Source organism: Pseudomonas sp. L7, from assembly GCF_046605565.1.
In the GTDB taxonomy this organism is placed as follows: Bacteria; Pseudomonadota; Gammaproteobacteria; order Pseudomonadales; family Pseudomonadaceae; genus Aquipseudomonas; species Aquipseudomonas wayambapalatensis.
The window spans coordinates 3,176,978-3,189,866 of the sequence record NZ_CP176784.1; the positions used below are offsets into that span (position 1 = coordinate 3,176,978).

Below are 12,889 nucleotides of genomic sequence, written 5' to 3' on the forward strand. Positions count from 1 at the left end.
TGGCCAATAGGCTTCCCCGGTCGCTGGTGTTCAGCGACCGGGTGTGGAAACCCGAAGAGTATTCAGCGTTGTGTCGTCATGGCAGCTATGCGCGGGAGGCCCTGTGCCTACCGAGCTTTCCTGAATGCTCTCGGGTTTCCACCCCGCGTATAGCTGCCACCCTTTCGTGTGGAAACGGATGGTGCAGCACTCACTGCATTCAGGAAATCACATGAAAAAAATCGTCCCCGACCCACCCGAAAATCTTCTCCGCAAATTCGCGATCCCCGCCGGCAAATCCCTCTCAACCGCCATTCTCGAAGGCCTGGTCCCCATCGAGGAAGTGCTGTCCAACGCCTGCCACTTCATGCTCCACGCCTATACCGACGCGTACCACGCCCACGATACCTGTGCCGATGCCGAGGTACGCCAGTTGATGAGTGCCAGCATGCGCAGCCTTGAGGTCGCGCTCGGACAGGCCGATGCGCTGGTCGGAGCATTGCGGCAGGTACCAGGATCGGGGTTCGGCGCCGTTCACTGAACCGCCCGGCATCAAAGGCCAGCCCGTATCTCTGTAGGAGCGGGCTTGCCCGCGAACACGGGCGTAGCCCGTGCCATCCACCGCAGTGCCCTTTTCGCGGGCAAGCCCGCTCCTACAGAGGGATGGCGCAGACACATTTTGTTAATGTTACCCTAACCCAAACCCCGCTAGACTCGCGCCATGTCCGCCACCCTGCGCCGCCTGATCATCCTGCTTTTGATGCTTTCGCTTCCCCTCTCCGGGATGGCGGGCATCGAGTCGCCTGCCGAACCCTGCCCCATGCAGGCCATGGGCATGAGCATGATGGCGGGGATGGACCATGACTGCTGCCAGGACAAGGACAACGGCAAATCTTCCTCGCAGCACGCCTCCAAGGCCTGCAAGGCCGGCCAAGAGTGCAAGACCGCCACCACCTTGCAGGTCAGCCTCGCGACACCTGCCCTGACCTTCGCCACCCCACGCCCCTCGGACAGCTACGCCCACAGCCTGCTGTCGCGCGCACCGCCCGATCGCTGGCGGCCTCCGCGCGCCTGATCCCTTGCTGACCCTCACACCATTGCCCTGCCCTCGCGGCCAGGCAATGGCATGCGCCTGTGCGCGAGTGTTTTCAAGGAATCATGTCCATGACTCCCCTACGTTTCCAAGCCGGGTGGACGCTTGCGGCCGCCCTGCTGATCCTGCTGCCGACACTGTCGGCGCAGGCCGCTGCATTGTCCCTGGACGATGCACTGCGACTGGCCGAGCGCAACGCCCCCTCCCTGCAGGCGCGCCAGGAGCAGGTCACTGCAGCGCGCAATGCGGTGCTGCCAGCCGGTGAATTGCCAGACCCACGCCTGAACCTCGGGCTGCAGAACCTGCCGGTGGACGGCAGCGACCGCTGGAGCACGAACCGCGACTTCATGACCATGCAAGTGGTCGGCCTGGCCCAGGAGGTGCCCAACCGCGACAAGCGCCAGGCGCGGGTCGAGACCGCCCGGGCGACCGTCGAGCGGGCCGACGCCGAAGCCTTGGTAGAACGCCTGAAAGTGCGCGCAGCCACGGCCCAGGCCTGGATCGCGGCCTACACGGTGCAGCGCAAGCTGCAGCAGTTCGAAGCGTTCTACCACGAGAACCGCCTGTTGGACGCCGCAGTACGGGCGCGCCTGGCCGGTGGTGGCGGCACTGCGTCCGATGCCCTGGCACCTGGGCAGGAGGCCGCGCAACTGGATGAGCAGAAAGACCAGTTGCTCAGCCAGGCCTCCCAGGCACGTGCGGCCCTCAAACGCTGGATCGGCCAGGACGGCGAGGCCCTGGCGCGCAGCTTCCCGCAATGGGCAGTGGATGCCCCGGCATACCTGAACGCTCTGCATGTGCACCCGGAACTGGCCGCCTATGGCGCCATGACCCGCGAAGCACAGGCGCAGGTGCACCAGGCACAGGCCGAGAAGAAATCTGACTGGGGCTGGGAGCTGGACTACCAGCGACGCGGCCCTGCATTCAGCAACATGGTCAGCCTGCAAGTCAGCTTCCAACTACCGCTGTTCACCGGCTCGCGCCAGGACCCGACCATCGCCGCCCGCCAGGCCCAGGTACGTCAGCTCGAGGATGAGCAGCAAGCCGCCCTGCGCGAGCACACCGCGCAACTGGAAACGGACCTGGCCGAATACCAGCGCCTGCAACGGGCCGTCACGCGCAGTCGCGAGACGTTGCTACCCCTGGCCGAAGAACGGGTGCGCCTGGCCCTGGCCGATTACCGGTCCGGCAAGTCGGCATTGGGCGATCTGCTCGCAGCCCGTCGCCAGCGGGTCGAGGCGCAATTGCAGGATATCGATTGGCAAGGGCAGTTGGCGGCGACCGCTGCACGACTGCACTTCATCTATGGCGAGGTGCAGGCATGAAACACACATCCATCGGCTTGATCGCGGTGCTGGCCCTGGCGGTCGGTGCCAGCGCCGGCTACGGGCTCGCCCTCAAAGGCGGCCCGGCCACGGCGGCGGCACCGGCAGAACAGAGGGCGCTGTACTGGTATGACCCGATGTACCCGCAGCAGCATTTCCCGGCACCGGGCAAGTCGCCCTTCATGGACATGCAACTGGTGGCCAAGTATGCCGAGGGTGATGCCGGTCAGGGGCAACTGGCGGTGCAGATCACCCAGGGCATTCAGCAGAATCTCGGGGTGCGCCTGGCGACCGTGACGCGCAGCCCCCTGCGACGCACGTTGCAGGTCAGCGGCATGCTGGCCTTCGACGAACGAGACTTCAGCGTATTGCAGGCACGCACTGGGGGCTTCGTCGAGCGCACCTACGGGCGCGCTACCGGCGATGTGGTGGCCAAGGGCGCACCGCTGGCCGATGTGCTGACACCGGAATGGGCCGGGTTGCAGGAGGAGTTTCTCGCACTGCGCCGTACCGGCGATGCAGGGTTGCAGGCTGCTGCGCGCCAGCGGTTGCTGTTGGCCGGCATGCCTGCCGAGCTGATCGAGCGAGTCGCGCGCAGTGGCAAGGTGCAGCAGTGGGTGACCCTGGTGGCGCCCAGCGCGGGTTCGCTGCAGAGCCTGGACCTGCGACCGGGCATGACCCTGACGCCGGGCGCGACGCTGGCGCGGATCAACGGTATCGCCCAGGTGTGGCTCGAAGCCGCGGTACCCGAAGCCCTGGCCCAGGGTCTGCGCGAGGGCCAGGCGGTGCAGGCGCGTCTGCCGGCGTATCCCGGCGAGACGGTGAGCGGCACACTGACCGCCCTGCTGGCGGATGCCGATCCGCAAAGCCGCACCTTGCGCCTGCGCATCGAGCTGCCCAACCGCGAGGGACGACTGCGACCCGGCATGACGGCACAGGTGACCCTGAGCCCGGAAGCGCCAAACGACGAGGGCCTGACACTGCCGGCCGAGGCCGTCATCCGTACCGGCAAGCGCGACCTGGTGATGCTCGCCGAGGACCAGGGCCGCTTCCGCCCGGTCGAGGTGCTGCTGGGCCAGGAGAGCGGCGGCCAGGTCGCCGTGCTGCAGGGGTTGCAGGCAGGCCAGAAGGTCGTCGCATCGGGGCAGTTCCTGATCGACTCCGAGGCCAGCCTCAAGGGCATCGAGGCCACCACCGCGCCGGACTCGATGCCTGCCCCGCAGGAGGCTCGACCATGATCGCGAAACTGATTCGCTGGTCGGTCGGCAACCGCATCCTCGTGCTGCTGGCCACGCTGTTTCTGGCAGCCTGGGGCGTGTTTTCCCTGCGCAGCCTGCCGATCGATGCCTTGCCGGACCTGTCGGACGTGCAGGTGATCATCCGCACCTCCTACCCCGGGCAGGCCCCGCAGATCGTCGAGAACCAGGTCACCTACCCACTGACCACTACCATGCTTTCGGTGCCGGGGGCCAAGACCGTGCGCGGTTTCTCGGCGTTCGGCGACAGCTTCGTCTACGTGCTGTTCGAGGACGGCACCGATCTGTACTGGGCCCGTTCGCGCGTGCTGGAGTACCTGAGCCAGGTGCAGTCGCGCCTGCCGGCTACGGCCAAGCCTGTGCTTGGCCCGGATGCCACGGGGGTGGGCTGGATCTACCAGTACGCATTGGTCGACCGCAGCGGTGGGCACGATCTTGCGCAGTTGCGCAGCCTGCAGGACTGGTTCCTGCGCTTCGAGCTCAAGACCCTGCCCGATGTGGCCGAGGTCGCGAGCATCGGTGGCATGGTCAAGCAGTACCAGGTGGTGCTCGATCCCCTGCGCATGGCAAGCCTGGGCATCACCCAGGACGAGGTGGCGCAGGCCATCGGCAAGGCCAACCAGGAGACCGGCGGCGGCGTGCTGGAACAGGCCGAGGCGGAGTTCATGGTGCGCGCCTCGGGCTACCTGAAGACGCTCGATGACTTTCGCGCCATCCCCTTGCGTCTGGCGGCCAATGGCGCACCGGTAACCTTGGGCGATGTAGCCAGGGTCCAGCTTGGCCCGCAGGAGCGCCGCGGTATCGGCGAGCTGGATGGCCAAGGCGAGGCCGTGGGTGGCGTGGTGATCCTGCGCAGCGGCAAGAATGCCCGCGAGGCCATCGGGCGCGTCAAGGACAAGCTCGAGGTGCTCAAGAACAGCCTGCCGACCGGCGTGGAGCTGGTCACCACCTATGACCGCAGCCAACTGATCGACCGCGCGGTGGACAACCTCAGCCACAAGCTGCTCGAGGAGTTCATCGTCGTCGCGCTGGTCTGTGCCGCGTTTCTCTGGCACTTGCGCTCCTCGCTGGTGGCGATCGTGTCGTTGCCGGTGGGGGTGCTGATCGCACTGATCGTCATGCGTCACCAGGGCATCAACGCCAACATCATGTCGCTGGGGGGCATCGCCATCGCCATCGGCGCGATGGTGGACGGGGCCGTGGTGATGATCGAGAACGCGCACAAGCATGTCGAGGCCTGGCATGCGCGGCATCCTGGGCAGGTGCTGCGCGGTGAGCCGCACTGGCGGGTGATGACCGAGGCGGCGATAGAAGTCGGACCCGCACTGTTCTTTAGCCTGATGATCATCACCCTGTCGTTCGTTCCGGTATTCACCCTGCAGGCCCAGGAGGGGCGGCTGTTCGCACCGCTGGCGTTCACCAAGACCTACGCCATGGCCGCCGCTGCAGGGCTGGCGGTGACCCTGGTGCCGGTACTGATGGGGTACTGGATCCGCGGGCCCCTGCCGGCGGAAGCGCGCAATCCGCTCAATCGCGGGCTGATCCGCCTCTACCGGCCAGCCCTGGAGCAGGTGCTGCGCAGGCCGTTGCTGACCCTGGCCGGGGCTCTGCTGGTGCTGCTCAGCAGCCTGTGGCCGCTGAGCCACCTGGGCGGCGAGTTCCTGCCACCGCTGGATGAAGGCGACCTGTTGTACATGCCGTCCGCCCTGCCTGGGCTGTCGGCGCAAAAAGCCGCAGAGCTGTTGCAACGTACCGACCGCCTGATCCGCACCGTACCCGAGGTGGCCAGTGTGTTCGGCAAGGCCGGGCGCGCCGAGTCGGCCACCGACCCGGCGCCGCTGGAGATGTTCGAAACCCTCGTGCGACTCAAGCCCAAGGATCAGTGGCGCCCAGGCATGACCAGCGAAAAGCTGGTCGAGGAACTCGACCGCACCGTGCGCGTGCCGGGGCTCACCAACATCTGGATTGCGCCGATCCGCAACCGCATCGACATGCTCGCCACCGGTATCAAGAGCCCGATCGGGGTCAAGGTGGCCGGCAGCGACCTGGCCCAGATCGACCGCGCCACCCAGGCGGTCGAGCGTGCAGCCAAGGGCGTCGCGGGCGTCATCTCGGCGTTGGCCGAGCGCCTCACCGGCGGGCGCTACATCGACCTGGACATCGATCGCCAGGCTGCGGCGCGCTATGGCCTGAACATCACCGACGTGCAGGCCATCGTCGCCGGTGCCATCGGTGGCGAAACGGTGGGTGAAACAGTCGAGGGCCTGGCGCGCTACCCGATCAGCCTGCGCTACCCGCGCGAGTGGCGCGACTCGGTCCAGGCACTGCGCGAGTTGCCGATCTACACCGCCCTGGGCGGCCAGATCACCCTTGCCAGCGTGGCACAGGTGCGCATTGCCGAAGGCCCGCCAATGCTCAAGAGCGAGAACGCCCGCCCCTCCGGGTGGGTGTACATCGACGTGCGTGGGCGCGACCTGTCGTCGGTGGTCGCCGACCTGCGCCAGGCCGTGGATCGCGAGGTGAAGCTCGACCCGGGCATGAGCCTGAGCTACTCCGGCCAATTCGAATACCTGGAACGCGCCAATGCTCGCCTGGCCTGGGTGGTCCCGGCAACCCTGGCGATCATCTTCGTGCTGCTCTACCTGACCTTCGGCCGCCTCGGCGAGGCGCTGCTGATCATGGGCACCCTGCCCTTCGCCCTGACGGGCGGGGTGTGGCTGCTGTACCTGATGGGTTTTAACCTGTCAGTGGCCACCGGGGTCGGCTTCATTGCCCTGGCCGGGGTCGCGGCGGAGTTCGGGGTGATCATGCTGATCTACCTGAACAACGCCTGGGCCGAGCGCCAGGCCGCTGGCGAGCGGTCCGAAGCGGCACTGCGCGAGGCAATTCGCCAGGGCGCCGTGCAGCGTATCCGGCCCAAGGCAATGACCGTGGCAGTGATCGTCGCGGGGTTGTTGCCGATTCTCTGGAGCAGCGGCACCGGCAGCGAAGTGATGAGCCGCATCGCCGTGCCCATGATCGGCGGCATGCTGACCGCCCCGCTGCTCTCGTTGTTCGTGATTCCCGCCGCGTACTGGCTGATCAGGCGCCGCGATCTTGCCGTAACCGATACCCCCCAACCAGGAGAAACCCAATGAAAAATCTGTACCTCGGCGCTGTATTGATGATCGCCTTCGCCACCGGCGCGCAAGCGCAGCAAAGCATGGAAGGCATGGCAATGGAGGGCATGGACATGTCGGCCAGCCAGGCGGCGCCAAGCGCGCATGCCGAGGGCACGGTCAAGGCGATCGACACCGAGCACAGCAAGGTGACGCTGGCCCATGGGCCTGTGGCAGCACTGCAGTGGCCGGCGATGACCATGGGCTTCAAGGCCAGCGCCGAGCAGCTCGAAAGGCTGAAGGTCGGTGACAAGGTCGGCTTCGATTTCCGTATGGAAGGGGGGGCTGCGAACATCGTCGGTATTCGTAAGCAGTAATCTTTGGAGTGACTCGATAGCAACACCCCAAGCGCTAATGGCACAATGCCTTAGCGCTTGTCCAACGCTCGGTCCGCCCGACGTTGCATCAGCCCGCCATGTGAATGGCTCCAACACCCGAAATCGCTATTCTCCACGTGACTTGCAGGACTTGTATGACTTTGGAATCTCTGGTGGACGCCCTGTACGGCGACCCGGATGTGCAACGGATGCTCGCGCTGTCGACCCACAGCGACGCTCTTCAGATCTGCTTCCCCAAGGAAGTGAACGTATCCCGCTTCCTCGCCTGGCTGATCGATCCGACCCAGGGGCACGGGCTGGGTGACCAGGCGATCAAGTCGCTGCTGACCCGGGCAGGGCAATCCAGCCATGTCGAAAACCTGAGCCTCAATGACCGCCGCTTCCTGGCCGCCTCGAACGTACAGACCCTGGCCTTCTCCTCGCTCATGGTGATGACCGAGGCCGAACTGGGCCTGCGTAACCAGAAGCGCTATATCGATGTGCTCGCGCTGGACCCGGCGGCCAAGATTTACATCGCCATCGAAAACAAGTTTGGTCATCACGAGGGGGAAGACCAGACCAAGACCTACTACGAAGCCCTGAACAGTCTCTACCCGAACTATCGCGGCATCCATATCTTCCTCGACGGCCACGAGAACGACCCGGAGCACGACCAGTGGATTCCGGTTGGGTACACCTGGCTGACCGAGTTCCTCACCCAGATCGAACAACTGCAGTGGACCGCGCCTCACGTGAAATCCACCCTGGCGCAGTTTCGCAAGGCCATCCAGGAAGAAGAGGAGATCGCCGAAGGCGACGGCCTGGGCAAGCTGGTCACCACGGTGGCAAGCAAGCATCAGGAGGCACTCGACGCCCTGCACAAGATCCTCACCCCCAATGCGCCGAGTTCGCGCGCCAAGGATCTGGCAGCACTGGTCAACGGGCCGACGGGCAATGATGCAAAGGCCAATGTGCGCTTGTTCCAGCTCTATGCGCGTAGACCGCAGGTGTGGGACAGGTGCCTGAAAGAACGCAAGTTCGCTCGGTTCCACAGAGCGTTAAACGAAGCTTTCGACGGCCTCACCACCGATCCTCGTCGGGTCATCACCTACTTCAGCCTGGAAGAGTTCGAACGCTTCCTTGACCCGGATCTGGGCACACTGTTTGCGGCGGCGCTCCTGATCCGCCAGGAAGGCGACCACTTCCGTATCAACTCCTACATCTACCTCAACTCCGTGCACGCGCAGTACCGTGAGCCACTGATCGAAATCGCCAACGCCGAACGGGCACGGCGCGGCATTCGCAAAACGTCACAGGACGACGGCTATTTCACTATCCGTCGCAGCGAAAGCCTGCCACCGGCCAAGGCAGCAACCGAAGCTGTCGAGCACATGCGCAGCCTGGTTGCCTTGCTCAAGGATCTTCACTAGGTTGCAAGCCTGCGGGCGTCTGATCGCGCCCGCGGGTTCAGCCCGCATCCGCCCCCAGGAGAGCGCACGATGATTCGACCTGCCACCCCCGCCGACCAACCCGCCATCCAGGCCTGCGCCGAGCAGGCTTATGCCCGCTACATCCCTTTGATCGGCCGCAAGCCTGCCCCCATGCAGGCCGACTACGCCAGCCAGATCGCGGCGGGCTGGGTACACGTGGCCTTGGACGAGCAGGCCAGCCTGCAAGGTTTCATCGTGTTCTACCCCGACGACAACCACATGCTGCTGGAAAACGTAGCCGTACTGCCCAGTGCCGCCGGACGTGGTGTCGGCAAGGCGCTGATCAACCTGTGCGAAAGCCGCGCGCGCCAGCTCGGGCTGAATGCAGTGCAGCTCTATACCAACGAACGAATGACCGAGAACCTCTGCCTCTACCCCAGGCTCGGCTATGTCGAGATCGCCCGACGCAGCGAGGACGGCTTCAACCGGGTGTACTTCGAGAAAAAACTTGGCCTAACGCGCTGAGTGCCTCGGTCAATATCTGCAAGGACGTCCCAAGGCTCTACGCATGAACTTCCAGCTTCGATTCATTCCGCCGCTGACTGTCAGCTTCGATACTTACAATCCCATCTTCGGGGTACAAGGCTACCGCGAAGCTATCCGCCAATACCTGTTGCCTCAATCGAACCCGTTCGCCTACAGCCTGGGTGCTGTACCTCTTGATTCTCGCACTTACTGCAAGGGCTCGGTATTTTCAAGGGTGCGCAGGATCAAGGCTGCACGTGTACATACCTTCATGAGTGGAACGGTCGATATCGATGAATTCTTCCCGCCGGCCGCAAAGACTCGCATGGGTCGCTTCAATGACCATGGCGAGCGCAAGCTGTACCTGGCGGACCATCCTTATGTGGCCTTGAAGGAATGCGGAATCGAGCCAGGCGATTACTTCCTGTTCAGCTACTTCACCCTGCAGAACGATACCCACTTCGTCTACGCGGACCCCGACAGCGGTCATTTTGCAAAGCTGCTCAGTGACCTGTTCAAAAGCAATGACAAGGGCTTTTATGCCGTCATCAACGACACGGCCAAGCGTTATCTTGACTTTGATAGCCACCATGGCATTGCCTACGACTCGGTGAAGGTCAAGAAAGCCTCCAGCGATAACGACTGGGACAACATTGACTCGATCACCAATCTGGTGGTTTCAGAGAGCGCGATGCCTGCTGCTCGCCTTGTCGTCGGTTGGCTTGCACAGTGCGACGAACGCTACCGTCCACGCTACTTCAGACAGTTCACGGCACCAGCCGATGGGAGAAAACGGCTCGTCGTGGTCAAATATCACGGTAACGAGTCCGGCTTCGTCGCTGCACACGCTCAGGCCATGAAGCACGTCCGTCAATTGCGCAAGCAAACCCAAAAGCGCATCCAGCTCAATCAATACGAGGATGTCGACCTCACCCCCAGCAAATGGCTACAGCATGACGGCTGTTGGCTAAACCCGGATCATCCCGATGGGAGAATCCTGCACATCGCGGCCACCCCACCCCTCCCCCCCACCCGAGCCTGACCGAGGGCACCATGCAGTTCGCAGTAGCGCTTATCGAATACCTGATTTCCGGCATTGCCGCGTCGGCCTGGATGCTCGCCATCCTCCGAGAACATTACCCCGCTTATTTTGCCGAGGTTCCCTGGAGCACGCTCAAGGACTACAAGGAGATCATCGTTCTGATCTACCTGCCGATCGTCTACGTGCTGGGGATCTACGTCGATGCAACCTCCTCGTACCTGATAAGAAGGGGCGCCCAGGTGGACGAGTGGATCGATACGCGGCTGAATCGCTTTTCGGGCCTGCGCGACCGCGTGCTGTCGCTGTGGCAACGCCTCGTGGGTAGCCCCAAGCAGCAGCCCTACGGAAAAACCGCTGAGATCATTGCCCGCTCCGCCCCAGACGCTGTCAGGGCGATGGAAACCTACGTCAGCAGGGATCGCATTGCCCGAGGGGTGGCGTTCAATGCCTTTGCCGGGGGGCTCACTGCGTTGTTTTATGCCCCGCAGCAGCACAAGTTGGTCATCTTCCTGGTCTGTGCGATCACCTTCATGTACTCCAGCATCATGCATAACCGACTGAGCCGGCTCTCATCACGGTTCAAGGAAGTCGTCCTGCACAATCTGCGCAAGCAGACACCCGCAGAACCACGAAAGAACGAACACAAAGCGACCACCGAAGCCTAGAACACCGACATGCCCACGGATGGGTGGGCTGCTGGAGAGGCACATGCCATACCGATCTTTCATCTGCGAATTCTGCGTCAGCGACCCGAGCCTTCGTGCAGAACTGCAGGAGCGCGGCAAGCGCCTGAGGCATTGCCCCACGTGCAAAAGCAGCAATGGCAAAGGGCTCAGCGTCGAGGACTACAGGATCACGCGCATCCTGCGTGCACTCGTGCGCCTCAACTATTCAGAGTGGGACTACAACCACCACATCGGTGGCGACAGCCTGCAAGCATTGATGGCCAGGGATGACACCATCTTCAATCTCTCCAAGCGCTACAGCGATTACATTCCCGACGAAATCTGGCTCCCAGTGGAAGATTACGGCTGGTACCCCGAATCCGGCGAAGACATCTCGCTGGGGGGCGGTTACTACGATGGAAATGTGCTGTGGGGCCTACGCGATTACGACAGCGATCGGGTGCGCTTGCTGGTCAAGCGCGCACTGGAGAACAATCACTTTGAAGTGGAGTCGGATGTCGCCAGGCTACTGGAGAGCCTGCGCGGCGACATCAGCCGCAAGCTGACATGCGGGAGTGAATTCTATCGCGCACGGGTAGGTGTCCAGTCACGCTTGACGGAACTGGCCAGCCTTTCACCTACCGACAATGGCTTCGTCTACCAACCCTACGCTGAGGCGAAAATCGGCGCGCCCCCGCTGCACCTTGCAACGGAAGGCAGGTTCAACCGCGCCCGGGTCTCCATCCTGTACCTGGCCTCCGATGTACTGACTGCCGTGGCGGAGATACGCCCTCATCCGGGGCACCTGATCTCGACCTCGAAGTTCCGCTCGACGCGTCCCCTGGAGGTCGCCGACTTCTCAAACTTCGATATCAGAAACTTTCTGAGTGACGAACGGCTCGAGCGACTCAGGGATATCCTCTCCATCGCCGCGGTATTGAACGTGCCGGTGCAACCCGAGCACCGCTACCTCTACAGCGTGACCCAGCTTTTTGCCGACGTCATCCGAACACAGGGGTACGACGGCATTCTGTTTCCAAGCACTGTGTCCAAGGGGGAAAACCTGACCTGCTTCACGCCGGGCGCGTTCGAACGGGTGGACGACAGCGCGGACGTGCATGAAGTTGCGGCCGTCGAATACACGATCAAGAAGATGCCGATTCTGGAGAAGCACCACCTGGAGCATGAGTACGATAAAAACGAGGAAACACCCTTCGCCACACTTCTGCATGGCCTTACCAGACGTGGGAAATAATCCAGGCCAGTCCGCACGAACGTCCGGCCCTGCCCTGGTTGCAACACACCGCCAGGCGGCCAAGTGCTGACTCAGGCGTTCTCGTCGCCCGCCCGCGTGAAGGAGAAACGCTCGATGTCCGTGCGCAATTGCCAGCCATGCCGGGCCCAGTAGTCGGCCGCTTGCGGGTTGGTCTTGAGCACATCCAGGTGGCACTTGCGAATACCCTGCTCGGCCAGGCCCTGCAAACACAGCTCCACGAGCTGCCTGGCGATGCCCTGACGACGAAACTCCGGCAGCACCAGCACATGTTGCAGGTAACCCCGGCAGCCATCGTGCCCTGACATCGCGCAACCGACCAACACCGATCCCGCCGCAGCGACGAAGCTCAACTGTGGATTTCGCTGCAGGTAGCGTTGTGTAGCCTCGAACGAGTCGGCCTCACGTACCGAAACGCCAGGGGTCTGGCGCATCAGCCCCAAGATGGCATCGTAATCATCGAGGGTCATCGGGCGGTAGGTGATCATGGTGGCCAGCGCTCCATTTGAGAGGGCCGCCTACGCTAGCAGAAAGAGATGAACGTACCCAGCAGCGCGCATCTGCCTTGTCCATCGATGCCCACAAGGCTAAGCTCGCGGCGTTTCGCTAGCGGATGCGCTCAAGGGGCGTAGAGAACATGAATCGTCAGAAAAAGATCAAGCAGCTGTTGAAGGCCCACGCCAAGAAAGCCAACGCCAAGCTGGCGCCCAGGAGCAACAAGCCCAAGTACATCAGCAAGGCCGACCGGTTGAAGCTGGAGGTCGAGGCGATGCTGGATGCCCCAACCCAGGATCAGCCTGCGCAGGCCTGAGCCGTCAAACCTTGC

General features: G+C 63.3%; 12 protein-coding genes and 1 pseudogene. 12 read left to right on the forward strand and 1 reads right to left on the reverse strand.

Annotated features, from left to right (window positions below; genetic code table 11):
• The first annotated feature begins 211 nt into the window (after positions 1 to 211).
• The 11 genes and pseudogenes from ACK3BK_RS14320 (at position 212) to ACK3BK_RS14370 (ending at position 12,045) form a co-directional block, all read left to right on the forward strand.
• The gene (locus ACK3BK_RS14320; protein WP_186664108.1) at positions 212 to 520 is read left to right on the forward strand and encodes a hypothetical protein; all 309 of its coding nucleotides are present in this window, start codon (positions 212 to 214) and stop codon (positions 518 to 520) included.
• Positions 521 to 700: 180 nt separating this feature from the next.
• Complete coding sequence (locus ACK3BK_RS14325) at positions 701 to 1,054, forward strand: hypothetical protein (RefSeq protein WP_186664106.1); 354 nt, start codon at positions 701 to 703, stop codon at positions 1,052 to 1,054.
• 89 nt (positions 1,055 to 1,143) lie between these two features.
• Complete coding sequence (locus ACK3BK_RS14330) at positions 1,144 to 2,397, forward strand: TolC family protein (protein ID WP_411382674.1); 1,254 nt, start codon at positions 1,144 to 1,146, stop codon at positions 2,395 to 2,397.
• Positions 2,394 to 3,632: pseudogene (locus ACK3BK_RS14335) on the forward strand (efflux RND transporter periplasmic adaptor subunit); the annotation flags it as partial. The gene ACK3BK_RS14330 and the pseudogene ACK3BK_RS14335, both read left to right, overlap by 4 nt.
• Positions 3,632 to 6,790 carry an efflux RND transporter permease subunit gene (locus tag ACK3BK_RS14340; RefSeq protein WP_411382675.1) on the forward strand — a complete coding sequence of 1,053 codons (3,159 nt, stop codon included), beginning with the start codon at positions 3,632 to 3,634 and terminating at the stop codon, positions 6,788 to 6,790. The pseudogene ACK3BK_RS14335 and the gene ACK3BK_RS14340, both read left to right, overlap by 1 nt.
• Entirely contained in the window at positions 6,787 to 7,128 is a 342-nt protein-coding gene (locus ACK3BK_RS14345; protein ID WP_411382676.1) for a copper-binding protein, read from the forward strand. The genes ACK3BK_RS14340 and ACK3BK_RS14345 overlap by 4 nt, the downstream gene beginning before the upstream one ends.
• Positions 7,129 to 7,283: 155 nt before the next feature.
• Positions 7,284 to 8,558, forward strand: coding sequence for a PD-(D/E)XK nuclease family protein (locus ACK3BK_RS14350; RefSeq protein WP_411382677.1), 1,275 nt, complete (start codon positions 7,284 to 7,286; stop codon positions 8,556 to 8,558).
• Positions 8,559 to 8,627: 69 nt separating this feature from the next.
• Entirely contained in the window at positions 8,628 to 9,083 is a 456-nt protein-coding gene (locus ACK3BK_RS14355; protein ID WP_411382678.1) for a GNAT family N-acetyltransferase, read from the forward strand.
• A 43-nt stretch (positions 9,084 to 9,126) separates the two neighbouring features.
• Positions 9,127 to 10,125, forward strand: coding sequence for a hypothetical protein (locus ACK3BK_RS14360; protein ID WP_411382679.1), 999 nt, complete (start codon positions 9,127 to 9,129; stop codon positions 10,123 to 10,125).
• A gap of 11 nt (positions 10,126 to 10,136) precedes the next feature.
• Positions 10,137 to 10,790 (forward strand): hypothetical protein, encoded by a 654-nt coding sequence (locus ACK3BK_RS14365; RefSeq protein WP_411382680.1) that lies wholly within the window; start codon positions 10,137 to 10,139, stop codon positions 10,788 to 10,790.
• A gap of 43 nt (positions 10,791 to 10,833) precedes the next feature.
• Positions 10,834 to 12,045: an RES family NAD+ phosphorylase gene (locus ACK3BK_RS14370; RefSeq protein ID WP_411382681.1), complete on the forward strand. Its 1,212-nt coding sequence runs from the start codon at positions 10,834 to 10,836 to the stop codon at positions 12,043 to 12,045.
• Between the two features lie 71 nt (positions 12,046 to 12,116).
• Here the strand turns inward: ACK3BK_RS14370 and ACK3BK_RS14375 are convergent, their stop codons facing one another.
• Positions 12,117 to 12,551: a GNAT family N-acetyltransferase gene (locus tag ACK3BK_RS14375; RefSeq protein WP_411382682.1), complete on the reverse strand. Its 435-nt coding sequence runs from the start codon at positions 12,549 to 12,551 to the stop codon at positions 12,117 to 12,119.
• Positions 12,552 to 12,700: 149 nt separating this feature from the next.
• Between ACK3BK_RS14375 and ACK3BK_RS14380 the strand changes: the two genes are divergently transcribed.
• Positions 12,701 to 12,874: a DUF2986 domain-containing protein gene (locus ACK3BK_RS14380; protein WP_288374990.1), complete on the forward strand. Its 174-nt coding sequence runs from the start codon at positions 12,701 to 12,703 to the stop codon at positions 12,872 to 12,874.
• Positions 12,875 to 12,889: the final 15 nt, after the last annotated feature.